Below are 24035 nucleotides of genomic sequence, written 5' to 3'. Positions count from 1 at the left end.
CGAGAGAATTACAGCGGAATATTGCCGTGCTTCTTAGCTGGACGCTGTTCGCGTTTAGTTGCCAGCATGCTGAGCGCGGTAATAACTCGCGGCCGGGTTTCTTTCGGTTCAATTACTTGGTCAACAAAGCCACGTTCTGCTGCTTTGTACGGGGTTGCGAAGTCTTCGACATACTTAGCTGTTTTTTCTGCTGCTTCCGGGTCGCCACGGAAGATAATGTTAGCAGCACCAGCAGGACCCATAACCGCGATTTCTGCACTTGGCCAAGCTAATACTTGGTCAGCACCAAGGTCTTGAGAGCACATAGCTAAGTAGGAACCACCATATGCCTTACGGGTAATAACGGTAACTTTAGGTACAGTAGCTTCACAATATGCATAAAGCATTTTTGCGCCGTGACGAATAATACCGCCGTACTCTTGGTCAGTACCAGGCAGGAAGCCAGGAACGTCAACAAGGTTAACAAGTGGCAGATTAAAGGCGTCACAGAACCGGATAAAGCGTGCAGATTTGTCTGAAGCGTTGACATCCAGGCAACCGGCCATAACATTAGGCTGGTTAGCAATAATGCCTACTGCCTGACCATCAAAGCGAGCGAAGCATGTAATGATGTTTTGTGCAAAATGTGCACAAACTTCATAGAATTCGCCATTGTCAACAATAGACTTTATAACGTCTTTCATGTTGTAAGGCTGATTGGGGTTGTCCGGCAGCAGTGTGTTAAGACTCTCATCCATACGGTTAGCATCATCGCCAGTATCAACAATAGGAGACTCGTCCAAGTTGTTGCTTGGGAGGAAGCTTAACAGATAGCGAACTTGCTGCATGCAGTCGTCATCGTTTTCAGTTGCGAAATGAGCCACACCTGAAGTAGCATTGTGGGTCATAGCACCGCCCAGTTGCTCTGCAGTTACTTCTTCAGCGGTAACTGATTTAATAACCTGCGGACCAGTAATAAACATTTGGCTGGTGTTTTTAACCATGTAGATAAAGTCAGTCAGAGCAGGGGAGTATACAGCGCCACCGGCACATGGTCCCATGATTACCGAAATTTGCGGAATTACACCAGAAGCCAGGGTATTTTCTAAGAAAATTTTGCCATAGCCGGATAATGCGTCAACAGCTTCTTGAATGCGTGCGCCGCCGGAATCGTTAATACCGATTAATGGTGCGCCCATTTTAAGAGCCAGTTTTTGTACTTTTACGATCTTAGCTGCATGCATTTCACCCAAAGAGCCACCGATTACGGTAAAGTCTTGAGCGAATACATAAACTAAACGTCCGTCAACTGTACCATAACCAGTTACTACGCCTTCGCCTGGAGCTTCTTCTTTCTCCATACCGAAGTTAGTGCAGCGATGACGAACAAATTGATCAAGTTCAACAAAAGTACCAGGGTCTAACAGCTTTTCAATACGCTCACGCGCGGTAAGTTTGCCGTTGGCATGCTGTTTATCAATACGTTTTTGACCGCCGCCTAGTTTAACTTTTTCCTGGCGTTTTTTCAGGTCCTCAATTTTTTCTTGGATTGTAGCCATTCTAGAAAAACACCTCCATTACTTGGGGATTACTTGCGCTCGGACAGTTCTAATAAGATACCACCGGTAGCTTTCGGATGTACGAACGCAATACTGGCGCCGCCGGCACCATAGCGTGGTGTCTCATCGATCAAGCGAATGCCTTGCTCTTTCAGATCAGCAAGTGCAGCTTCAATGTTGTCAACACGAAGCGCAACATGTTGGATGCCTTCGCCGTTCTTTTCGATGAATTTTGCTACAGGGCCATCGGGAGAAGTAGACTCTAAAAGTTCAACTTCGCTGTCGCCGCAAGGAATAAAGCATACTTTTACTTTTTGCTGTTCAACGACTTCTTCACCCATAGCTGTCATACCAAGTACATCTGTGTAAAACTTTTTAGCTTGTTCCATATCTTTTACTGCAATACCGATATGGTCAACTCTAAGAACTTTAAAATTACGAGCATTTACAGACATGCCACTACCTCCTATTTATATTAGATTGATTAATCCAATCCATATATATAATACCATATTTTAATATCTGGTACTATATTTTCCTACCAAATACTTTCATTTTCTCTTACCGCAAAACTTGTCGCAAAAGATCAGAAACCACTGTATAAGGATCTTGCTCTCGCTTTTCGACAGATGCGACTAAAGAGTCGAAGTTTCCGCCTGTAGCAATGTGCTTAAGTATATACCTGCCAATTTGCTCATCCAGCAATGTAAGCAACTCATTTCTCGTACGTTCCGTACGTCTGACAGCTAACTGTCCGGACTGTTGCAAATGGGTAATATGGTCTTCGATGGTACCGATGAGCTCAGCAATGCCTTCGCCTTTGCTGGCTACTGTCCGTTTTACCGGCGGCCGCCAGTCGACCATTGTTTGGTTTAGATCAAGCATCATTTCTATTTCGGTATTTAAACGATCGACTCCATCCCTATCTGCTTTGTTAATCGCAAATACATCCGCAATTTCTAAAATACCGGCTTTAATTGCCTGAATATCATCACCAAGTCCAGGCACCAAGACTACCAAGGTGGTATCCGCAGCCTTAATAACATCTACTTCTGATTGACCAACGCCAACTGTTTCAATAAAGATGATGTCCTTACCAGAAGCATCCATAATTTTAACAGCATCGGCTGTTTTTCGCGATAAGCCGCCTAAACTACCCCTTGTTCCCATGCTTCTGATAAAAACGCCCTCATCCATCGTTAGTTCGTTCATCCGAATGCGGTCACCTAAAATAGCACCGCCGGAAAAAGGACTAGTTGGGTCAACAGCAATAATTCCCACCGTTTTACCCTGCCTGCGGTATTCTTTAGCCAATTTATCAGTAAGTGTGCTTTTGCCTGCCCCCGGGGGGCCGGTAATGCCTATTACCTGCGCTCTGCCGGTATGAGGATAGAGTTGCTGCATAATTGCGGCTGCTTCATCATATTCGTTTTCCACAGCGGTGATGGCGCGGGCCAGGGCCCGTTTGGACCCTGCCAGCACCTCTTCAACTATATTCATCTATAAATCACCTGCTTCGTTACATAAGTGGCAAGCCATTTATTTTACGTTAGCTTTAATAAACTCAACAATGCTGCTGGTCGGAGTACCAGGAGTAAATACTTCTGCTACACCAGCGGCTTTAAGACCAGGGATATCGGCATCAGGAATAACACCGCCGCCGACAATGAGCACATCGCTCATGCCTTTTTGTTTGCACAATTCAACAATGCGCGGGAAAAGGTGGTTATGGGCGCCTGATAAAAGGCTTAAAGCTACAACGTTTACGTCTTCTTGCAGTGACGCCTCAACAATTTGTTCCGGAGTCTGCCTGAGGCCAGTGTAGATTACTTCAAAGCCGGCATCGCGGAGAGCGCGGGCTACGACTTTGGCGCCGCGGTCATGACCATCCAGACCAGGCTTTGCTACCAATACTCTAATACGTTTTTCCATCGTTGTCCCTCCTACTCAGCTTATAGGCTTACATGCGCTTCGTATTCGCCGAATACTTTACGCATTACGCCACAGATTTCACCAAGAGTTGCATAGGTTTTAACCGCATCAACAATAAGCGGCATAAGATTGGTGTTCTCATCTTTGCAGCCTGCTTCCAGTTTGGTAAGCGCTGCTTGAACAGCGGCATTGTCACGACGGGCGCGAAGGTCAGCCAACTTTTTCTTCTGCAGTTCGCCAACGGAAGCATCTACGCGCAGCAGACCTTCAACTGGTTTTTCTTCAACTTGGAATTGGTTAACACCAACGATAACACGTTGTTTGTTTTCAACTTCCATTTGCCATTTGTAAGCGCTCTCTTGAATTTCACGCTGAATGTAGCCTTGTTCAATAGCCACAACAGCGCCGCCGATGTCATCAATCTTACTAATGTATTCCCAAGCTTCTTTTTCAATTTGATTAGTGAGAGCTTCAATGTAGTAAGAACCGGCAAGTGGGTCAACAACATCAGCTAAACCGCTTTCATAAGCAACGATTTGCTGGGTACGAAGTGCAATACGTACAGAATCTTCTGTAGGCAGAGCCAATGCCTCATCTTTGGAGTTCGTATGGAGAGATTGAGTACCACCAAGTACTGCGGCAGCTGTCTGAAGAGCAACACGGACGATGTTGTTGTCAGGCTGCTGCGCTGTAAGCATGGAGCCGGCAGTTTGGGTGTGTACACGAAGCATCCAAGATTTCGGATTAGTAGCGCCAAAACGCTCTTTCATTACTTTGGCCCATACGCGGCGGGAAGCGCGGAATTTAGCTACTTCTTCAAGCACGTTGTTATGAGCGTTCCAGAAGAAGGACAGACGTCCGGCAAAATCATCTACGTTCAAGCCGGCCTTAATAGCGGCGTCAACATAGGCGATCCCGTCAGCGATTGTGAACGCGATTTCTTGTGAAGCGGTGGAACCGGCTTCACGGATATGGTAACCCGAAATAGAGATGGTATTCCAGTTAGGAACGTTTTTAGAGCAATATTCAAAAATGTTAGTGATAAGACGCATGGAAGGTTTAGGCGGGAAGATATAAGTACCACGGGCAGCGTATTCTTTCAAAATGTCATTCTGAATAGTTCCGTTCAATTTATCAGGGCTTACACCTTGTTTTTCAGCAACGGCAATATACATAGCAAGCAGTACAGATGCCGGAGCATTGATAGTCATTGAAGTAGATACTTTACCAAGATCTATGCTATCGAACAGAATTTCCATGTCAGCCAGCGAGTCAATGGCAACGCCTACTTTACCAACTTCACCTTCAGAAATAGGATCATCAGAGTCATAACCGATCTGGGTCGGCAAGTCAAAGGCGCAAGATAAGCCGGTACCACCGGACTCTAAGAGATAACGATAGCGTTTATTGGATTCCTCAGCGGTAGAGAAACCTGCGTACATACGCATGGTCCAGAAACGTCCCCGATACATAGTGGGTTGTACACCGCGAGTAAAGGGATATTGACCAGGAAAACCGAGATCTTTTTCATAATCAAGACCTTCGATGTCAAGCGGAGTGTAAAGCCTGTTATGAGACAGGTTTTTACGTTCCGGGAATTTGGCTAGTGCTTTGTCCACCTTACCGGTGTACTCAGCCATTTTTTGCTTTAAATTGTCCATGTTAGCTGTGCACATATTCTAAGTCCTCCTTTAAATATATATTCTAGTCTTCCTATCTTACCCATTGATAATCCGCTCGAAAACTCCCAAATTTAATTGGGAGTTATGAGCGGTTAATTTCGGATAAGAGCGACTAACTTTAGTCCAGGGTACCCCCTACCCAAAAGCTAGCCTACTTTATTTTCATACTGCCTGTTTCCAGGAAGCGAGTATGCCACGATAGTGCTTCGTTAATTATATGTGGAGTATGCGCATTACCAGTAGCCTTTTCAGCCCGTTCCAGATAATCCATAAGCATTGGCTGATAGTCAGGATGCGCACAATTTTTAATAATAACACGGGCTCTTTCTTTAGGGCTTAAGCCGCGGATATCGGCAACGCCACGCTCGGTAATAAATACATCAACGTCATGTTCGGTGTGGTCAAAATGCGAACACATAGGAACAATGGAAGAAATATCACCTTTTTTAGCAATCGAGTTGGAGAAGAAGAAGGTCAAATACGCATTACGGGCAAAGTCCCCGGAACCGCCGATACCATTCATCATCTTTGTTCCCATAATATGAGTAGAGTTAACATGACCATATATATCAAATTCAATGGCAGTATTCATTGCAATTACACCAATACGACGGGCAATCTCAGGGCTATTAGCAATTTCTTGCGGCCGCAGCATAATCTTCTTACGATACTCGCCAATATTAGCATAAAGGCGCTTCAATCCATCCGGAGATGGAGTAATGGATGTACCTGAAGCTATAGTCAATTTGCCAGCATCAATCAAATCCAACATTCCATCTTGGATAACTTCTGTGTAAACAGAGAGATTTTCGAAATCAGAATTGGCTAAACCCGCAACAACAGCATTAGCCACCGAACCTACACCCGACTGCAAAGGCAGCAGGTTTTTCGGCATACGACCTGCTTTTATTTCGTGTTTAAGGAAATCAATAAGATGTCCAGTCATAGCCCGGGCATCATCATCGATAGCTGCTAACGGACGAACAGCATCCGGAATATCGCAAGGAACTATGTAAGCAATTTTATCAGGTCCGCAAGGAATATACGGAGTACCGATACGGTCATCAGGGTTTACCAACGGAATTGGTTGACGATGCGGGGGATCGAGAGGAATATAAACATCATGCATTCCTTCCAGTTCTAACGGCTGGCTGGTGTTTAATTCAACAATAACGAAATCTGCACTTTGCACAAAAGAAGCCGAGTTACCAAGTGAAGTAGTTGGTACAATATGACCTTCTTCGGTAATGGCACAAGCCTCAATAATAGCTACATCAACTTTCCCGCCTAAAAAGCCATAGCGAGACATCTGTGCGACATGACTTAAGTGTAAATCAGTGTACTGAATTTCTCCGCTATTAATTGATTTTCTAATTGCGTCGTTAGTTTGATATGGAAGACGTTTGGCAATCCCCTTAACTTCTGCCAAAGCACCATCAAGTTCTTTACCAACGGAAGCACCTGTCCAAAGGTTTACTTTGAAATTTTCCTTCTTAATTCTCTCAGCTAATGCAAGCGGAACTGCTTTTGGATAACCAGCAGGAGTAAAACCACTGGCACCAATATTCATTCCCGGTTTAATACTAGCTGCTGCCTCTTCTGCGCTGACAATTTTAGCATGTAAAGCTTTGTTTCTAACACGATCTTTAATGTCAATCATTGCGCACTCTCCCTTTCAAATATTTTTTATACTAAATTTAGGTATAATCATTGTTATTGTTAGGAAATCAGCCAAAAATATTCGAACGCTGTCAGCCGAATAATAAAAAAGCACCTACAAGTTTATTTTGCACATTAACAAAACAAACCTAGGTGCGCACTTACTAGTTATCCAACACCGGTTAGGCGCCAGACCATAAGAGCGAAGTTTGCGTTCTATACTTCCAGGTAGCCATAATTACCACCCATCCGTATATATTATAAATATTTGTTATACTAATATTGTTCTATACTATACGTATTCTACGCAATAAGACAAAATCCTTCTTAAATTGAGATATTATTGAAAAAAATAGCGTCAATTTTGACGCGAAAGATAATATGACATACTGCTAAGACCCACGGAAAGATCTTCACTAATTACCTGAATATTGGCGGGCACATCTAACTTAATAGGCGCAAAGTTCCATATTCCTTTGATTCCGGCCTCCACAAAGCGCATGGCGGTGCTTTGTGCATGCTCAGCCGGAACGGTTATAATACCGATCTGTATGTCACGCGCAGCTACTATTTCTTTCATTCTATCGATGTGGAAAATTTCTACTTCGTTAATATAACGGCCAATTTTATCCGAATCAACGTCAAAAATAGCCTGAAGTTGAAAACCCTGCGGTGAAAAATTAGCATAATTGGCTAACGCCCAGCCCAAATGACCGACACCGGCAATGGCAATGTTCCATTTACGGTTGAGGCCAAGTATCTCACCGATATTACGCATAAGTTCCCGCACATAGTAGCCTACACCTTTTTTCCCGAACTCGCCAAAGGCTGACAAATCCTTGCGAATTTGTTCAGGAGTAACTCCTATTTTTCTACCTAATTCGTCTGATGATATTATTTCTATGCCTTCTTCTTGACTTAGCTTAAGGGTACGGTAATACAGTGGCAACCGGTCAATTGTTGCTTTAGAAATTACAGCATTTCCTTTACTTTCTTTCATGACCCAACCAACTCTCCCTACAATAGTCAGCGCTCTTAATAAGCAGCTTCTGGTTTTGCATACATGTTACTATTCTCACTCATTTGGTAAATTCCTTCTTAGCACACTAAAAAAAGCCTATTTATATTTGTATATCATACCAAAAATAACCAGCAAATATGCAAAAAATACGTGAAAAATGACTAATCTTGTGTCAAGTCCTTACAAACGATCGTCCTAAAGCGACCTCACTCAATCATAATCAGCGGAAGGTATCATTCTGACTTAGTAAATAAAACTTAACTTACGCAAAACTTTGTAACAGCAAAAACTTTAAGCGGCACATAATCAGATAAAAGTTACTTGTTCCATCAAAAAAGGGATGTCCATTGGACATCCCTCAGAGTGTAGACAAATCCCGCTTCAGGCCGGAAGGCCAACAAGCGGGATTTTGTTAATAGTTACGAGTTTCATAAATTTTGATAACATAGACGGAAAAGTTCTTGAAAAAGGCGGTAACATACCGCGCTTTTTTTTCCACATTGCTAACTTCTTTAAATTCATACACGCAAAAAGAAGCGTGAGGTAGTGTTGTACTTTCCTCAAGCCACGATAGCGAGTATAGCGCATTCCATGTCTTTCTTTCGCATCTGCGAAGACACGTTCAATGGTTTGGCTTCGGCGGCGATATAGGTCTTGGCCTTGGTGAGTATGACGGACATCCTCTGCATATTCAACGCAAGATTCCCAGATATGCCGGTTTACGACTTTTGTAAAGTTTTGGCTTTGGGTACATTGCATACGCAGTGAGCATTGGACACATATCTTGGGATTGCTTTTGTATTCCCGATAGCCTTCTCTATTTGTAGTGGAATATTTTAGCACTTGGTTATTGGGGCAGATATAGCAGTCATAGTATTCGTCATAAACATACTCGTATTTCTTAAAGTATCCTTCTTTAGTCATAGGGCGTTTGTAGGGCATAACCGGTATTTTATTTGCTTGCATAATTTCACGACATACTCCCGGCGTTTTGTAACCAGAATCGGCAACTACTGCTTTTATGTCATTAAATTTTTCAATGACATCTTGAAATACATCGGTAAACACCTGACTATCATGAACATTACCTGGGGCTGTTTTAACACCAAGAATAAAATTGTTGCGCTCACAGGCCACTGTGGCGGTGTAAGCAAAGCAACGCTCTTTTTCACCTTTATGGAACATACCACTTTCTGGGTCAGTTGTACTTTCTTTGACTTCCTTTTCTTCAATCATTGTTCCGTCAGAATCATTGTCGTTGTCATCGGTAAAAGGTTTCTTGCCATGTGATTCACGGTCAGCGTTAATTTCAATCATCAATTCACGCTTATATTTATGTACTCGATGCTGGGCCATCTTTTTAACATACTTGTTTTTATTGGCGTTGGCCTTAACATGACTAGCATCAAAAAATACAGCATCTGCTTTGATAAAACCACATTCTATGGCCTCAAATAACACTCTTTCAAAGATTTTTTCAAAGAGGTCACTTTCTTTAAACCGTCTTTCATAATTCTTCCCGAAGGTAGAAAAATGCGGTATCTTCTCCTGAAAGCCGTAGCCTAAGAACCAGCGGTAAGCAAGATTGACTTGAGCATCGCTAATTGTTTGACGCATAGATGTAATACCGTACAAAATCTGCAGTACTAGCAATTTTATCAGAACGACCGGATCGATACTGGGTCTGCCAGTAGTATCACTGTATAAATCTTTAACTTCATCATATATAAAATCGAATTTTATGCTTGCATCAACTAAGCGCAGTAAATGATCTTGTGGAACTAGCTCGCTTAGACAAACAAATTCGACTTGGTCGATTATCACTCTGTTTTTCTTCTTAAGCACGATTATCTCTCCCAATCTCTTATTATCTCTATTTTACTATATTTCACACCGGATTAGAAGAGGTTCTCAAATATAAAAAGGCTGCCGACTTTGTCGACAGCCTGAGGGATGTCCATTGGACATCCCTTTTGTTCTAGCATTTCTTTTGATGATGATAATGGGTGTGTAAGAGGTGATGTGATTTCTCACCCAGCGGTTTTCCTAACCAAGTATCATAAAGTTCTTTTATTGCCGGATTTTCATGTGATTTCCGGAGTTCTGAGCATTTATCACACTCATAAATAGCATCAATACGCTTTTGACGGTGCTCAGCAGAAGTAATTATTGGCTGTCCACCACCACCAGAGCAACCACCCGGGCAAGCCATAATTTCGATGAAATGATAGTCGGCTTCACCGGCCCGGATTTTATCTAAAATTACACTCGCATTTGCCAAAGTATGAGCTACTGCAATTTTAACTGTTAAGCCTTCTTTGACAGTTACTTCAGCTTCTTTGATACCAGTCATGCCGCGAACATTATGGAATTCGATATTATCAAGTTCTTTACCAGTTACCATCTTAACAACACTACGAAGGGCAGCTTCCATTACGCCGCCGGTGGCACCAAAGATTACACCGGCACCAGATCCGATACCCAGAGGAGCATCAAACTGAGCCTCTTCTAACTTGGCAAAACTAATACCCGCCTCACGAATCATCCGGCTGAGTTCACGGGTGGTCAGAACATAGTCAACATCCTGATAGCCGCTGGATTTCATTTCCGGACGAACTGCTTCTGCCTTTTTAGCGGTACATGGCATAATAGATACCGAAACAATGTCTTTCGGATCAATGCCCGCTTTCTCCGCATAATAGGTTTTGGCCAGCGCACCGAACATTTGCTGCGGCGATTTGGCTGTTGAGAGGTGATCTAAAAGATCCGGATATTTCAGTTCAATGAAATTAACCCAGCCTGGGCTGCAAGAAGTAATCATCGGCAGCGTGCCACCTGTAGTTAACCGTTCAATAAACTCTGATCCTTCTTCCCAAATGGTCAGATCGGCTGAAAAGTCTGTATCAAATACTTTGTCAAAGCCTAAACGCTTTAACGCAGCTACCATTTTACCAGTAACAATGGAACCATGCGGTAAACCGAGAGCTTCACCCAAAGCAACGCGTACTGCCGGTGCTGTTTGCACAATTACATGTTTAGTAGGATCGCTGATAGCATTCCAAACTGCTTGGGTATCATCTTTTTCAACAATAGCGCCTGTTGGACATACAGCCGCACATTGCCCGCAGAATGTACAAGCCACTTCATCTAATCCTAAGTTAAAGGCCGGAACGACAGTTGTGTCAAAGCCCCTGTTGGCAAAGCTATAAACATGAACACCCTGGCGTTCGCTACAAGCACGAATGCAACGGCCACATAAAATACATTTATTTTGGTCACGGACTATCGATGGATTACCATTATCTAATGGATAATTTTTCTTTTCACCGTCAAAACGAATTTCTCTCACCCCAAGGTCAGCAGCAATACTTTGCAGTTCGCAATTTAAATTACGCTGACAGGATAAGCAGTCACTAGGGTGGTTAGCCAGCAAGAGTTCAACAACTGTCTTACGCGCTTCGCGTACAGCAGCAGTATTGGTCCGAACAACCATGCCTTCATTTACGGGATAAACGCAAGATGCAACTAAGCTGCGAGCGCCTTCAACCTCAACCATGCAGACCCGGCAGGCTCCTTCTACGCGCAGCTCAGGATGATAGCATAAAGTCGGAACTTTTATTCCAAGCGAAGTCGCTGCTTCAAGAACAGTCGATGTCTTGGGTACACTTACCTTTTGCCCATCGATTGTTATATTAACCATTTCCATCGTCATGTCACCCTCTCTTCTCCCAGTCATTTTGCGTCCTGGAGATTCATCAATTCTTAGGCTTTAAGGATTGATTTTAGCTTACATTTTTCGAAGCAAGCGCCGCATTTAATACATTTATCTTGGTCAATCTCATGTTTGACTTTGAGCTCGCCACTGATGGCTCCAACCGGACAAGCCTTTTTGCAAAGACCGCAGCCCTTACATGCTTCGGTAATGCTGTACTTCAGCAGATTGTTGCAAGCACCAGCCGGGCAGCGTTTTTCTTTGATATGGGCTTCGTATTCATCACGGAAATAATGCAGCGTTGACAATACAGGATTGGGAGCAGTTTGACCTAAGCCGCAAAGAGCGGTGGTCTTAATGTTTTTGGCCATAGATTCCAGCAATTCGATATCGCCTTCCCGACCTTGTCCTTCAGTAATCCGGGTGAGAATTTCCAGCATACGCTTAGTCCCCTCGCGGCATGGAGTACACTTACCACAAGACTCTGATTGCGTGAAATTCAGGAAGAACTTAGCAACGTCGACCATACAAGTGGTCTCGTCCATTACAACCAAGCCGCCTGAACCCATCATAGCGCCGGCTTGAATTAAGGAGTCATAATCGATAGACAAGTCAAGTAAGTTTTCAGGCAGACAGCCGCCAGATGGACCACCGATTTGAACTGCCTTGAATTTTTTGCCGCCTTGGATACCGCCGCCGATATCATATATGATTTCGCGCATGGTAATACCCATTGGAACTTCCGCCAGGCCAGTATTATTAATACGACCGGTAAGAGCAAATACTTTAGTGCCTTTACTGCGTTCGGTGCCTATGGAAGCATACCACTCGGAACCTTTGGAAATAATTTGCGGAACATTGGCAAAAGTCTCAACATTATTAATATTGGTAGGTTTGCCCCACAGACCGGAAATAGCCGGGAATGGCGGACGCGGCCGCGGCATACCGCGTTTGCCTTCAATAGAAGCTAAGAGAGCTGTCTCTTCGCCGCATACGAAAGCGCCGGCACCTTCTTTTATCTTAAGTTTAAAGTTAAAACCGGAATTTAAAATATTTTCTCCTAAGAGGCCCAGTTCTTCGGCTTGCTGAATAGCAATTCTTAAACGCTTTATAGCTAGCGGATATTCTGCGCGGACATACACATAACCTTCGTCGGCGCCAATCGCATAACCGCAAATTGCCATACCTTCAATAATGCGATGGGGATCTCCTTCAAGTACGCTGCGGTCCATAAATGCACCAGGGTCACCTTCGTCAGCATTACAAACAACATACTTTTTGTCGCCGGGAGCATTGCGGGTAAAGCCCCACTTCATACCAGTTGGGAAGCCGCCGCCTCCACGACCCCTCAGGCCGGCTTTCTTAACTTCTTCTACTACTTCCTCAGGCTTCATTTCTGATAAAGCTTTACCTAAAGCTTCATAGCCACCCTCGGCGATATATTCCTTAATATCTTCAGGATTAATATGTCCACAATTATGCAGTACAAGTCGCATTTGCTTTTTGTAGAAATCAATCTCATTATAGCTAGGAATTTTTTCGTGGGTAAGAGGTTCTGTATATAACAAACGCTCGACGATACGCCCTTTGTATAAATGGGTTTCAACTAACTCAGGAACGTCGGTTTCCTGAACACGAACATAGAAAGTGCCTTCTGGATAAATAATTACCAGCGGCCCCATTTCACAAAAGCCGTGACAGCCGGTTTCAATAATTTTTACTTCTTTATCTAGACCTTTTTTGGCCAGTTCTTCCCGGAATGCGGCTTCAACTTTTTTCGAGCCTGAAGACACACAGCCGGTACCGGCGCAAATAAGCACATGCGCTCTGATATGTTCCATAATATCCCCTCCTGTTACTCTACCAAAATTATTCAGTTATTTTACCGACAGCAAGCTCTGCTACAATCCGCCCGTTAACTACATGTTCGGCAATAATTTTGGGGACATCTGCCGGTGTAACTCTGCCGTAAGTTATCCGTGGCTCACCAGGTCTTACAACATCAAGCAGAACTTCTTTCTCACACATTCCAATACAGCCTGTCTGGCTAACTTTAACATCTTCAAGCTTCCGCTTGGCAATTTCTTCTAAAACGGCAGTCATAACTTGGCGAGCGCCAGCAGCAATTCCGCAAGTTCCCATACCAATAATGACTTGAACGCCGCCTTCGTGGCGTAAGTTATTTTGGGTTTTAAGCTGTTCACGCAGACGTTTCAAATCCTCAATTGTTTTCATCTTTAGCACCTCCGTACAAATTGGTTATATGATCTGACAAATATCCGTGCAACCAAACTAATACATCTGGTTGAGTTAATGGGATACCCTCCAAAGTATTAGCTAACTCCTGGGAAGAAACCGAAATACTCCTGCCATTAACGGTATGATAATATAAAAAATGCAATGTGGGATTAGCAACAAGTATAGTCTTAATTGTTTCTATTAAATTTCCCATAGGTGGCCTATCCAAATGGCTGTGCTGATATTTAGCCTCAACTACCGTACCTTTTCCAGGCGTTGAAGTAAGATTAAGATATCCTCCACAGCGTTTCGTAGACATGTCCATTAGCGGTAACCCCAGCCCTATCCTTCGGGTAGTCCTAGTGGTAATGAAGGGATCTATAACTAATTGACGCATTTTTTCGTCCATACCCCGGCCATTGTCAGAGACCCTGATAACCATGATATCTTTAGTCATATCTTCAATAATATCTAACTTTACTGATGTCGCCCCGGCCTCAATCGAATTCTGAACTAGGTCAAGTATATGAAGAGATATTTCACGCATTAGTCAGTCTAGGCGTATTTAGCCAATAACTCAGGAATTACTTCGGGAGTCAGGCGGCCGTGGGTATCGTCATTGACCATCAGTACCGGAGCCAAACCACAGGCACCAATACAGGCCACTGTTTCCAATGTAAATTTAAGATCAGGAGTTGTGCCTCCGGCTTTAACTTGCAGGCTATCTTCCAGGGCTTTAAGAATGCCTTTCGCGCCACGTACGTGGCAAGCGGTCCCTTGGCACACACGGACAATGTTTTTCCCACGGGGATTAAGATGAAACTGAGCATAAAACGTTACTACTCCGTAAATTTGGCTAACTGGTATGGACATTTTTTCTGCGATATGCTTGATAACTTCTCTAGGCAAATAACCATAAGCATTCTGTGCTTCCTGTAGTACTGGGATAAGAGCACCTTTTACACCCTGGTATTTTTCTAGAATTGCGTCTAGTTGATCCAGAGCTAGCTTGCCTGCTTCGCCGCCACCGCAGCAGCATTTAGTTTCCTTGTCGCTGTTCATGATAACTCCTCCTTATGAAAAAATCGCAGTTACGTATGATGACGCTATAATAGTGGCTAAACCACCACCTTTCGTGAGTTTTGAGCTAATAATGCCTGACGGATTTCCTCTATCGTCGGCTGTTCCAGATAGAAAGTTGTTTTTGGTCCGTTCACAAAATCGTCCATTACATGTGCATCCGAGGCTGTTATTACAGGCAGACGACCAATCGCAGGAATACGCTCAGCCGCATGCGCTATACTCATATTTCTTGATACCTCAACAGCTGCCAAATCAACATCAGGCGGAATAAAACCTAATTGCGAAATTATACTATAGGTTGGCCTATCTACATGACTGGCAATACATATACCACCGAGATTTTTTACTTGGCTAGTAATTTCACTGATGCCTACAGTTAACGAAGTCAGCAATAGCTCAGTCTTCTCGGCAATAAAATTATCTTCAGCATCAACTATAAACTGAGCACCAAACCGTTCAGCATCGTTAAGCCTACCTGACAAATGACTCTTAATAAATTGCTCCCAGGCTTTAAGCTGTCGCATTTTTTCAAATAAGACAATGAGATGAACTTCTTCTTTGCTTTCCACTTCCATTCCAAGCAGTACCGTAACTTCAGTGCCTTTTGCAGCTTCCAAAGCAGCAACCACATTATCGCAAGCATTATGATCTGTAATGGCAATTATATCAACTTCATGTTGTACCGCATGCCAAACAATGTTACGCGGTGTCATCTCTACAGCAGCACAAGGCGAAAGCAGTGAGTGAACATGGAGGTCTGCCACAAACTTGCGCATTTATTGTCCCATAATACCCAGTTTGTATAAGCGACCAACTACTTCGAATGTGGAAAGTGACGTTGTCAGGATGACAATTTCCTCGGCCTGAGCCTTGCGAATAGCGTCTTGATCAGGCTCTACTCCCCCGGCAATTATAACAGCAGTTAGGTTAGCAAGGGATGCCACCGCTACAATATTCTGGTGTCCCTGCATAGTTACCCACACATTGCCGGCACGTGCTTGCCCCATGACATTACTCAGTAAATCGGAAGCATATCCACCACTTATTTCCTTACCGAGGTTAGAATGACCAGATACTACTTGTAACGGTAAAGTTGTAGTCAATTCTTGAACAGTCACAAATACTCCTCCCAACACCAATTTAATAAACTGACTATTTATCTTGTTCTTGTTCTTGTTCTTTATCAAGCGGCGGGGGCAACTTATCAGCCAAATTAACCATTTCATAGGCTAAATCCCGCACCTTTTTCCTTAAGAGAAACAGGCAATCAGTCATACTTGCCCGCCCTTGAACTATATCTTCAGCTAACGCTTTACAGTTAGGCGACCCGCATGAACCACAATCAAGACCAGGTAAATTCTTCAATGTTGCATCCATCATTTCGATTTTGGACATTGCTTTGGTAATATCAGCATCCAGCCGCATTGCCGGCTTAGGTTCAATCGCCTTGCGTCCAGCTATGCCAAGTTCAAATTCCGAATAGTCAGCTCGTGGGGTTCTCCCAAATTGTGGATCCAATATTTTCTTTTTTTCAATCCTCTGTTTCATTCGATGTTCCGCAACATATCGGTTCTCAACAGTTAAAGCCCCGCCAATGCAGCCGCCGGCACAAGCCAATACCTCAATATAATCCACATCTTTAAGCTTACCTAATGCAACTTGTTCTAACACATTAATAACATGGTGAATATCATGCACAATTAAGACATTTTCTACACCTACAGCCGATGTTTCTCCCCCTGGTACCGCCCATCCGACGCCAACCCAGGAAGCTTGACGGCGGGCATCCTGACTATCGGCATGTACCACTTTAACTAAGTCCGAATATATTTTATTAATAGCAATTGCCCCAGTAATACTTGATTTTTCCGTTCCTAGCGGCTGGTTTACCGCTGTCATTTTTGCAGGACAAGGAGTAATAAACCAAATCCCGATATCTTCCGGTGCAAGATCAGGCAAGTTCTCCGCCTCGGCTCTGGCTAACCGGGCAGCTACCTCCACAGGAGCATCGAAAGGAACCAAATGGTCAATAAGTTCAGGGAATTTGACTTGAATAAGCCGGACAACTGCAGAACAGGCTGAGGAAATAGCCGGACGATTAATATCAGAACGTTTGAGGTAGTCCCGAATTGCGAGCGAGACAATTTCTGCTCCATGAGCAACTTCAAACACTTCGTCAAACCCCAGTTTCAAGAGTCCGGACAAAATAGCTCTAACTGGGATATCTGCGTTAAATTGGCCATAAAGAGATGGTGCCGGCAAAGCAATATTGTGCTTATATTTCTTTAAATCGGCCAATTCATCAGTAACGGCGGTCTTGGCGTGACCTGGACAATGACGGATACACTCACCACAGTCAATACATCGGGAAGATGTGATATGAGCTTTCCCGCCACGGATTCGGATAGCTTCAGTCGGACAACGTTTCGTACAGTTTACACAACCCTGGCATTTTTCAGACGTTATTCGCACTGAATGATAACGTTCTTCCATCACTTTCACCACTCAATCTTATTCTATCTCTTTATTAGTGATAGATGATCATACTAAGTTTTGTTCCCGTTCCTGTCACTGTTTTTATATCAAATTTGTCGGTGCACCGCACTATATTAGGCAACCCCATTCCAGCACCAAACCCCATTTCACGTATGTGATCCGGAGCAGTAGAATACCCTTCTTTCATTGCAAGGTTAATATCGGGAATTCCCGGCCCTTCGTCCTCGACCTTTAATTCGGTTCGGTCAGGAAAAATTTGAGCTAAGATATTCCCGTGATACGCGTGAATAATAACATTCATTTCTGCTTCGTATGCACTGATTGCAATCCGGCGAATAATATCGGGGCGCACCCCTAGTTGCTGAAGAGTTCGTTTAATTTTGCTTGATGCTTCGCCGGCGCTATTAAAGTCTGCGCCTTGTAATTCAAATTTTAGTACTATTCCTTGTTCTGGCAGCAATGTGCTTCCTCCTTTGGCGAGCACCCGGCCAGGCCGTCTTTATATAGCACACCGCAGGCTTCATACATTTGGCGCTGGGTTAAAAGTAAAGGTATTCCCATCTTTTCAGCCATTTCAATTACTTCTGGCGGCGGCCTTTTTCCGCGTACAAACAAGATACCAGCCAAATCACTCATTTCAGCGGTACGAATCACTTGAATGTTGGTTAATCCTGTTAATAAGAGTGCGTTCTCTTTTGTAAAAGCCAAGACATCGCTCATAAGGTCTGAGCCGCAAGCGCTCCTTACTTCCCGTTCCAGCGATTCCATTCCGCAGAGTACCTCAGCATCCAACGCCTTTCTTATTTGGATTAGCTTCACCACGGCACCTCCATGAGCCAAGATTATCAATACTTGTGTGAAATTTCACAAAACTACAAATAAAAAATTAGAGGGGTACGGATCCCCTATATGTCCACATAATAACCCTATCAATTCTGTTTTATTCGCGTTACTTGTTATAAATCCTGCTGGCATTTATAAAATAAATTGCATAGAAATACAGGTTTGTGCACACACCTCAAAACGTATTCTATACTGCTTAAACTATCGGCATTTACTTTGCCCTACAGAAATAATAACAGCATTTAAGAGCCAAAACAACATTGACATTTGAATATTAAACATAATGTAATCAGTAAACCCATTTACTGCTAAACCAACCACTGCCGCAATTACGCCAAGCATAAGTCCGGCTACCTGCTGATTTCTTGTTTGGCCCAATATATCTATAGCTTTTTTAGTATGACAATAAATAATTCCCAAAAAAACCAGAAGTCCCGGAATTCCAATCTCGGCAGCAATATGTAAATACATGTTATGGGCATGCACTATCCGTGCCGCCGGATTATTCAAAAAAAAGTCATAGTCTGGGTAAACCATCCAGTAAGAGCCCCAGCCAATACCAAATAGCGGATTATCTAAAATCATAGCAATAGTACTTTCCCATAGCGCTAAGCGTAAAGTGGAAGAAGTATCGGTTGGATTAAAAATAGAGACTAAGCGTTCTATAACTGCATCATGGCAAACCAGAGCAACTACTGGAATTAATAAAAACACCCATAATACTTTTCGATTATATAAACGCCCGCAAACAGCAGTGACTGCAACTAAACTTAGCCATGCGCCCCGAGAGTATGTAAGCACTAAACAAATTCCTAACAGAAAAACAAGAGCAAACAAGAGCAGTTTTCCTTGCATAGATTCCATGTGAAGTCCTAAACCAACTGCAAGAGACATAACTACCACTAAAAAACCTGCCAAAAGATTGGGGTTCTGCAAGGTGGAAAAAACTCTTACTTTGAGATCTGGAAACTGTTCACCATCCACCCATTGAAAAGCGGATATGTCCACACCATGTATGTACTGATAAAATCCGTAAAAGGCAACTAGCAGAGCCGAGACTAATACTGCCCCCACTAAACGCTGCACTTGCTGTAGTGAAGTCAGATTATTAATAACCAAATAGTAAACTATTATGTAGCGACCCATTAAGTGATAGTAGTTGTAAAAGCTAAACCCTTTATCTGGCGAAACAATTACCGAAGCTGCAGATAAAAGGACTAAAAGCGCAACAACTACATCAAACGGTGTTCGCTTTAAAAGCACTTTTTTTATAAGTACCATTTTGCCGATCCATAAAGCAGTACCTGCACCTAAAAACAAAGTGGCAACATCCAAGGACATTGGCAAGAAAAAGGCTACCGCCAAAATACATTGTTCAATAAAATAATCCAAACGATATTGGGTCCGGCTGCTGTACGAGTATGCAATATACACAGTTTCCACCTACGGTTTCAAATTTTACTAATAATTCATATAATAGTTTATTTAATAATCGCAATTTAATGTTATGTATGCTAAGGTAAACCAAAAAACTGGCGCTTGAAAAATTACATCCAAGCGCCAGTTTTTATTATATACAATTACGTTACATTTGTCTACTTCTTAAGATAATTTGGCGGGCTTCACCAATTAAATACAGCGAACCAGCTACACATACCACGCCTTCAGCACCCGCTAACTCTTCAGCTCTGTCAATACCTCCGTCAATTGAGGCAGCTGCCTCCACATGACTTGCCTCTATTTCCCGGGCTATCTCTTCAGGCGTTGCCGCCCGGTAGGAAAGCGGCTGAACAGTAACTACAGCATCTTCAGGCCGGATCAGTTCACGAATAATGCCCGATACATCCTTGTCGCGCAAAATTCCTAGAGCAAAAGTAATCTTCCTGCCTGGGAATACCTGATCCAGGTTCTGTCTAAGTACCCGGGCACCGTCCGGATTATGTGCTCCGTCAATAATAATAACCGGAGCCCCGGGGAAAATTTCAAAACGTCCCGGCCAGCGTACAATCGCAAGCGCAGACTTTATCGCTTTTATAGTGATACGATGTTCACCCGCAGCTAAAACCAGCGCCGCAGTAGCAGCCACAGCACTGTTCTCTACTTGGTGACAGCCAATAAGATTAAGCTCAGTTTCAACTCGGCCAAATGCACCAGCGTCAATTGCTACCCGTTGCTTACCATTCTCAAATCCCACAAACCGACTATAAAAATGCTCTTCTTTGGCGTATAACCGGGAACCTTTTTCCGCCGCTGTCCGCTTGATAATGTCAAGCGCCTCACCCTTGGCCGCAGTAACTACCGGTACACCGTCTTTTATAATACCGGCTTTATGACGGGCGACATCGGCAATAGTAGAGCCGCAACGATCCGTGTGCTCGAGTGTAACATTGGTAATGACTGACACCTCAGGAATAATGACATTCGTCGAATCCAGAAGACCTCCCAGTCCAACTTCAATTACGGCATATTCAACACCGATGGCCGCAAAATAGTAAAATGCAGCTGCCGTAATCACTTCAAACTCGGTCGGTTGTTCAAAGCCATCTGACAACATTTGTTCAACAAATTGACTGGTATACGTAATCGCCTGGGCAAATTCTTCTTTGCTCATCTCCTTGCCATTAACTACCATCCGTTCCGGATAATCAGTTAAGTGAGGGGAAGTATACATGCCGTTTTTTATTCCGCTGGCTGTCAAAATAGATGCCAGCATAGCTGTTGTAGAGCCCTTACCATTAGTTCCGGTAACATGGATGGTTTTGAAACGACGTTCCGGATGCTGCATAAGTTCAAGAAGCCGCTTGATGCGGGCCATTCCCAGGTTAATACCGAACTTACTAAGGTTTTCGAGGTATTTCATCGTTTGTTCATAATTCATATGCTACACCTCCAATTTTATTGGGCAACTGACCACTATAAATGGAGACTTGGTTCAGATGAGGTTTTTAACCCCATCTGAACCTTAGTCGGATTTATCCAGGGACTTAGTCCGCCTACAGAGGCAGGAATCTTAGAGCGCGAGTTAGTCATCGGACAAACTAGCCAGATAAACCAAGCGCTCTTTAATAGCAGCTTGCTTCTCCAAATATTCGGCTTGTTTTGCCTTTTCCTTTTCGATAACGTCGGCAGGAGCTTTGGCAGTAAACCCGGGATTGTTCAGTTTTCCTGCTATCCGTGCCAATTCCTTATCTAAGTTATCGAGCTCTTTGTTTAAGCGGGCATTTTCCTTCTCGACATCAATTAGCCCCTTGAGCGGCAGGTAGATTTCTACCCCGCTTACTATAGCCGTCATGGCGTTTTCCGGTGTAGCTGCGTTAGCTGCAAGAACTTCGACCGGGTCAGCCGCAGCCAAAATCTTGATATATCCAAGATTTGCTTCTATTTTAGTTTTAAGTTCATCGGAAGCAAACTTCAGCAAAACTTGGCTCTTTTTACCAGGTGGTACATTAACCTCAGCCCGCATATTCCGGACAGCTTTAATTACTTCCATGATAACGGCCATAAGCTGCTCATCTTGAGGTTTAGCAAGGGTTGCATCTTCCTCAGGCCAGTTCGTCGTCATAATGCTAAGGCCCTGATGGGGAAGATTTTGCCAAATTGCCTCAGTAATAAAAGGCATGAACGGATGAAGCAGTACTAAGGTACTCTTTAAAACATAATTAAGCACATATTGAGCTACTTTGCGGCTTTCTGCATCTTCTTTATTATAAAGACGGCCTTTGGCCAGCTCAATATACCAATCACAAAACTCATCCCAAATAAATTCATAGACCATCCGGGCAGCTTCTCCCAGCTCAAACCGTTCGAGGTTACGAGTGACATCAGCTACTGTTTGGTTATAGCGGCTCAAAATCCACCGGTCTGCTAATGTAAACATGTTTGCACCGGGCGTAAAGGTGGAATCAAAACCTTCCAGATTCATAAGAACAAAGCGGGAAGCATTCCAGATTTTATTGGCGAAGTTCCTGCTGGATTCAACCCTTTCCCAGTAAAAGCGCATGTCATTGCCGGGTGTATTTCCTGTTACCAGCATGAACCGGAGGGTATCGGCTCCGTACTTATCACAGACTTCCAGCGGGTCAATACCATTGCCAAGGGACTTACTCATCTTACGCCCCTGGCTGTCACGAACTAAACCATGAATAAACACATGGCGGAACGGAATTTCTTTTTTAAACTTAAGTCCCATCATAATCATTCTGGCTACCCAGAAGAAAATAATGTCATAACCTGTTACCAGGACGCTGGTAGGATAAAATTGCTTTAATTCGGCCGTATCCTGCGGCCAGCCCATGGTGGAAAATGGCCATAATGCAGAACTAAACCAAGTATCAAGCACATCAGGATCTTGCTCGACCTTTCCACCGCATTTGGGACAAACCGTAATATCTTCTCTGGATACCGTAACTTCTCCACATTCGCAATACCAGGCGGGAATGCGATGGCCCCACCAAAGTTGGCGGGAGATACACCAATCACGGATATTGTCCATCCAGTTGGTATAGATCTTGGTAAAACGTTCAGGCACAAATTGAATTTTACCTGAAGTCACTGCTTCGATGGCTGGCTTTGCCAGCGGCCCTATCTTAACGAACCATTGTTTTGATACAAGCGGTTCTACAACAGTTGCACAACGCTGACAATGGCCAACAGCATGGCTATGTTCGTCAATTTTTACAAGATAGCCTTGGTCTTTAAGATCATTGACCAACGCCTTACGGCATTCATAGCGGTCCATCCCGGCATATTTACCAGTATCGGCAGCCATAGTTCCGTCAGGGTTCATAACAACAATCTGAGCAAGTTGATGCCGTAAGCCCATTTCAAAGTCATTCGGATCATGAGCCGGCGTAACCTTTACGGCACCAGTACCAAAAGACGGATCAACGTATTCGTCTGCCACAATAGGAAGACGCCGGCCTACCAGCGGCAGAATGAGGCCTTTGCCAATCAGATGCTTGTAACGGGCATCATCCGGATGAACGGCCACACCGCTATCTCCCAAAATAGTTTCCGGACGTGTAGTTGCAACCGTTACATACTCATTGTCAGTACCTTCTACCAAATAACGAACATGATAGAGATTACCCGGTTTTTCTTCATGTTCAACTTCAATATCACTTAACGCAGTATTACAACGCGGACACCAGTTAGTAATTCTGTGCCCTTGATAGATAAGACCTTCTTCATACAGACTGACAAAAACTTCACGAACCGCTTCAGAACAGCCTTCATCCATGGTAAAACGTTCCCGATCCCAATCACAGGAAGCGCCAAGCCGTTTAAGCTGATTGATTATGCGGCTGCCATATTGGGCTTTCCAATCCCACACCCTGTCGATGAAAGCCTCTCGCCCCAGGTCATAACGGGTTTTTCCATCCTGAGCCAGGACTTCTTCAACCTTTATTTGCGTTGCAATACCGGCATGGTCCGTGCCAGGCATCCACAGCGTGTTATTGCCTTGCATCCGTTTAAAGCGAATCAAAATATCTTGCAAGGTATTGTCTAGCGCATGACCCATATGGAGTTGGCCGGTAACATTCGGAGGTGGAATAACAATACTGAATGGCTGTTTGTCTTTATCGACTTCAGCATGAAACAGCTTGCTATCCTCCCAGAATTTATACCATTTGGCTTCAACCGCCTGCGGATCATATACAGTAGAAATGTTGTTTGTCTGCTCTTGCTCCATATTGTCCTCCTTTGTATTAGTTCTAAAAATAGAAAAAGCCCTTTCATCCATAAGGACGAAAAGACTCAGCTTCCGCGGTACCACCTTTAATTCCCGGCTTAAATAGACCGGACACTCCTGCATGCCATAACGGGGCAAA

General features: G+C 43.7%; 20 protein-coding genes, 1 pseudogene and 1 other annotated feature (1 of these 22 running past the window's edge). All 21 genes and pseudogenes read right to left on the bottom strand.

Going from position 1 to position 24035, the window contains the following annotated elements; genetic code table 11:
- Positions 1–8: 8 nt before the first annotated feature.
- Positions 9–1538: a carboxyl transferase domain-containing protein gene (locus tag SRRS_RS10395; protein WP_371368545.1), complete on the bottom strand. Its 1530-nt coding sequence runs from the start codon at positions 1536–1538 to the stop codon at positions 9–11.
- Between the two features lie 29 nt (positions 1539–1567).
- Positions 1568–1993, bottom strand: coding sequence for a methylmalonyl-CoA epimerase (mce, locus tag SRRS_RS10390; protein WP_371368543.1), 426 nt, complete (start codon positions 1991–1993; stop codon positions 1568–1570).
- Between the two features lie 106 nt (positions 1994–2099).
- Positions 2100–3038, bottom strand: a complete 939-nt coding sequence (gene meaB, locus SRRS_RS10385) for a methylmalonyl Co-A mutase-associated GTPase MeaB (RefSeq protein ID WP_371368541.1) — start codon at positions 3036–3038, stop codon at positions 2100–2102.
- Between the two features lie 39 nt (positions 3039–3077).
- Entirely contained in the window at positions 3078–3470 is a 393-nt protein-coding gene (locus tag SRRS_RS10380; protein WP_371368539.1) for a cobalamin B12-binding domain-containing protein, read from the bottom strand.
- 20 nt (positions 3471–3490) lie between these two features.
- On the bottom strand, positions 3491–5131 hold the full coding sequence (locus SRRS_RS10375) for a methylmalonyl-CoA mutase (protein ID WP_371369788.1): 1641 nt from the start codon (positions 5129–5131) through the stop codon (positions 3491–3493).
- Positions 5132–5303: 172 nt separating this feature from the next.
- Positions 5304–6812, bottom strand: coding sequence for an acetyl-CoA hydrolase/transferase family protein (locus SRRS_RS10370; RefSeq protein WP_371368537.1), 1509 nt, complete (start codon positions 6810–6812; stop codon positions 5304–5306).
- Positions 6813–7169: 357 nt separating this feature from the next.
- Positions 7170–7811 (bottom strand): redox-sensing transcriptional repressor Rex, encoded by a 642-nt coding sequence (locus SRRS_RS10365; protein ID WP_371368535.1) that lies wholly within the window; start codon positions 7809–7811, stop codon positions 7170–7172.
- A 507-nt stretch (positions 7812–8318) separates the two neighbouring features.
- Positions 8319–9677 (bottom strand): annotated as a pseudogene (locus SRRS_RS10360) (IS1182 family transposase); the annotation flags it as partial.
- A gap of 133 nt (positions 9678–9810) precedes the next feature.
- Entirely contained in the window at positions 9811–11538 is a 1728-nt protein-coding gene (locus SRRS_RS10355; RefSeq protein ID WP_371369786.1) for an NADH-dependent [FeFe] hydrogenase, group A6, read from the bottom strand.
- 56 nt (positions 11539–11594) lie between these two features.
- Positions 11595–13385 carry an NADH-quinone oxidoreductase subunit NuoF gene (gene nuoF / locus SRRS_RS10350; RefSeq protein WP_371368533.1) on the bottom strand — a complete coding sequence of 597 codons (1791 nt, stop codon included), beginning with the start codon at positions 13383–13385 and terminating at the stop codon, positions 11595–11597.
- A 28-nt stretch (positions 13386–13413) separates the two neighbouring features.
- Positions 13414–13779 carry a ferredoxin gene (locus SRRS_RS10345; RefSeq protein ID WP_371368531.1) on the bottom strand — a complete coding sequence of 122 codons (366 nt, stop codon included), beginning with the start codon at positions 13777–13779 and terminating at the stop codon, positions 13414–13416.
- Positions 13766–14329, bottom strand: a complete 564-nt coding sequence (locus tag SRRS_RS10340; protein ID WP_371368529.1) for an ATP-binding protein — start codon at positions 14327–14329, stop codon at positions 13766–13768. The genes SRRS_RS10345 and SRRS_RS10340 overlap by 14 nt, the downstream gene beginning before the upstream one ends.
- 8 nt (positions 14330–14337) lie before the next feature.
- Complete coding sequence (gene nuoE, locus SRRS_RS10335; protein ID WP_371368527.1) at positions 14338–14844, bottom strand: NADH-quinone oxidoreductase subunit NuoE; 507 nt, start codon at positions 14842–14844, stop codon at positions 14338–14340.
- A 56-nt stretch (positions 14845–14900) separates the two neighbouring features.
- Entirely contained in the window at positions 14901–15641 is a 741-nt protein-coding gene (locus tag SRRS_RS10330) for a PHP domain-containing protein (protein WP_371368525.1), read from the bottom strand.
- Positions 15642–15983, bottom strand: a complete 342-nt coding sequence (locus SRRS_RS10325) for a DRTGG domain-containing protein (protein ID WP_371368523.1) — start codon at positions 15981–15983, stop codon at positions 15642–15644.
- A 34-nt stretch (positions 15984–16017) separates the two neighbouring features.
- Complete coding sequence (locus SRRS_RS10320; protein WP_371368521.1) at positions 16018–17358, bottom strand: [Fe-Fe] hydrogenase large subunit C-terminal domain-containing protein; 1341 nt, start codon at positions 17356–17358, stop codon at positions 16018–16020.
- Between the two features lie 34 nt (positions 17359–17392).
- The gene (locus SRRS_RS10315; RefSeq protein WP_371368520.1) at positions 17393–17821 is read right to left on the bottom strand and encodes an ATP-binding protein; all 429 of its coding nucleotides are present in this window, start codon (positions 17819–17821) and stop codon (positions 17393–17395) included.
- Positions 17800–18180 (bottom strand): DRTGG domain-containing protein, encoded by a 381-nt coding sequence (locus tag SRRS_RS10310; RefSeq protein ID WP_371368518.1) that lies wholly within the window; start codon positions 18178–18180, stop codon positions 17800–17802. The genes SRRS_RS10315 and SRRS_RS10310 overlap by 22 nt, the downstream gene beginning before the upstream one ends.
- Before the next feature lie 225 nt (positions 18181–18405).
- On the bottom strand, positions 18406–19638 hold the full coding sequence (locus SRRS_RS10305; protein WP_371368516.1) for an O-antigen ligase family protein: 1233 nt from the start codon (positions 19636–19638) through the stop codon (positions 18406–18408).
- Between the two features lie 151 nt (positions 19639–19789).
- Complete coding sequence (locus tag SRRS_RS10300) at positions 19790–21082, bottom strand: folylpolyglutamate synthase/dihydrofolate synthase family protein (RefSeq protein ID WP_371368514.1); 1293 nt, start codon at positions 21080–21082, stop codon at positions 19790–19792.
- A gap of 144 nt (positions 21083–21226) precedes the next feature.
- Positions 21227–23896: a valine--tRNA ligase gene (locus tag SRRS_RS10295; protein ID WP_371368513.1), complete on the bottom strand. Its 2670-nt coding sequence runs from the start codon at positions 23894–23896 to the stop codon at positions 21227–21229.
- A gap of 48 nt (positions 23897–23944) precedes the next feature.
- Positions 23945–24035 (bottom strand) — a binding site (T-box leader); it runs 136 nt beyond the window's last position.

Source organism: Sporomusa rhizae, assembly GCF_041428845.1.
In the GTDB taxonomy this organism is placed as follows: domain Bacteria; phylum Bacillota; class Negativicutes; order Sporomusales; family Sporomusaceae; genus Sporomusa; species Sporomusa rhizae.
Note: the sequence above shows the minus strand (reverse complement) of the source record. Positions and strands in the feature narration are given on the sequence as shown.

Bases quoted from the DNA above. Each gene is read 5' to 3' on its own strand.
- SRRS_RS10395 (WP_371368545.1), bottom strand. From the start codon at position 1,538: ATGGCTACAATCCAAGAAAAAATTGAGGACCTGAAAAAACGCCAGGAA.
- mce (WP_371368543.1), bottom strand. From the start codon at position 1,993: ATGTCTGTAAATGCTCGTAATTTTAAAGTTCTTAGAGTTGACCATATC.
- meaB (WP_371368541.1), bottom strand. From the start codon at position 3,038: ATGAATATAGTTGAAGAGGTGCTGGCAGGGTCCAAACGGGCCCTGGCC.
- SRRS_RS10380 (WP_371368539.1), bottom strand. From the start codon at position 3,470: ATGGAAAAACGTATTAGAGTATTGGTAGCAAAGCCTGGTCTGGATGGT.
- SRRS_RS10375 (WP_371369788.1), bottom strand. From the start codon at position 5,131: ATGGACAATTTAAAGCAAAAAATGGCTGAGTACACCGGTAAGGTGGAC.
- SRRS_RS10370 (WP_371368537.1), bottom strand. From the start codon at position 6,812: ATGATTGACATTAAAGATCGTGTTAGAAACAAAGCTTTACATGCTAAA.
- SRRS_RS10365 (WP_371368535.1), bottom strand. From the start codon at position 7,811: ATGAAAGAAAGTAAAGGAAATGCTGTAATTTCTAAAGCAACAATTGAC.
- SRRS_RS10355 (WP_371369786.1), bottom strand. From the start codon at position 11,538: ATGGAAATGGTTAATATAACAATCGATGGGCAAAAGGTAAGTGTACCC.
- nuoF (WP_371368533.1), bottom strand. From the start codon at position 13,385: ATGGAACATATCAGAGCGCATGTGCTTATTTGCGCCGGTACCGGCTGT.
- SRRS_RS10345 (WP_371368531.1), bottom strand. From the start codon at position 13,779: ATGAAAACAATTGAGGATTTGAAACGTCTGCGTGAACAGCTTAAAACC.
- SRRS_RS10340 (WP_371368529.1), bottom strand. From the start codon at position 14,329: ATGCGTGAAATATCTCTTCATATACTTGACCTAGTTCAGAATTCGATT.
- nuoE (WP_371368527.1), bottom strand. From the start codon at position 14,844: ATGAACAGCGACAAGGAAACTAAATGCTGCTGCGGTGGCGGCGAAGCA.
- SRRS_RS10330 (WP_371368525.1), bottom strand. From the start codon at position 15,641: ATGCGCAAGTTTGTGGCAGACCTCCATGTTCACTCACTGCTTTCGCCT.
- SRRS_RS10320 (WP_371368521.1), bottom strand. From the start codon at position 17,358: ATGGAAGAACGTTATCATTCAGTGCGAATAACGTCTGAAAAATGCCAG.
- SRRS_RS10300 (WP_371368514.1), bottom strand. From the start codon at position 21,082: ATGAATTATGAACAAACGATGAAATACCTCGAAAACCTTAGTAAGTTC.
- SRRS_RS10295 (WP_371368513.1), bottom strand. From the start codon at position 23,896: ATGGAGCAAGAGCAGACAAACAACATTTCTACTGTATATGATCCGCAG.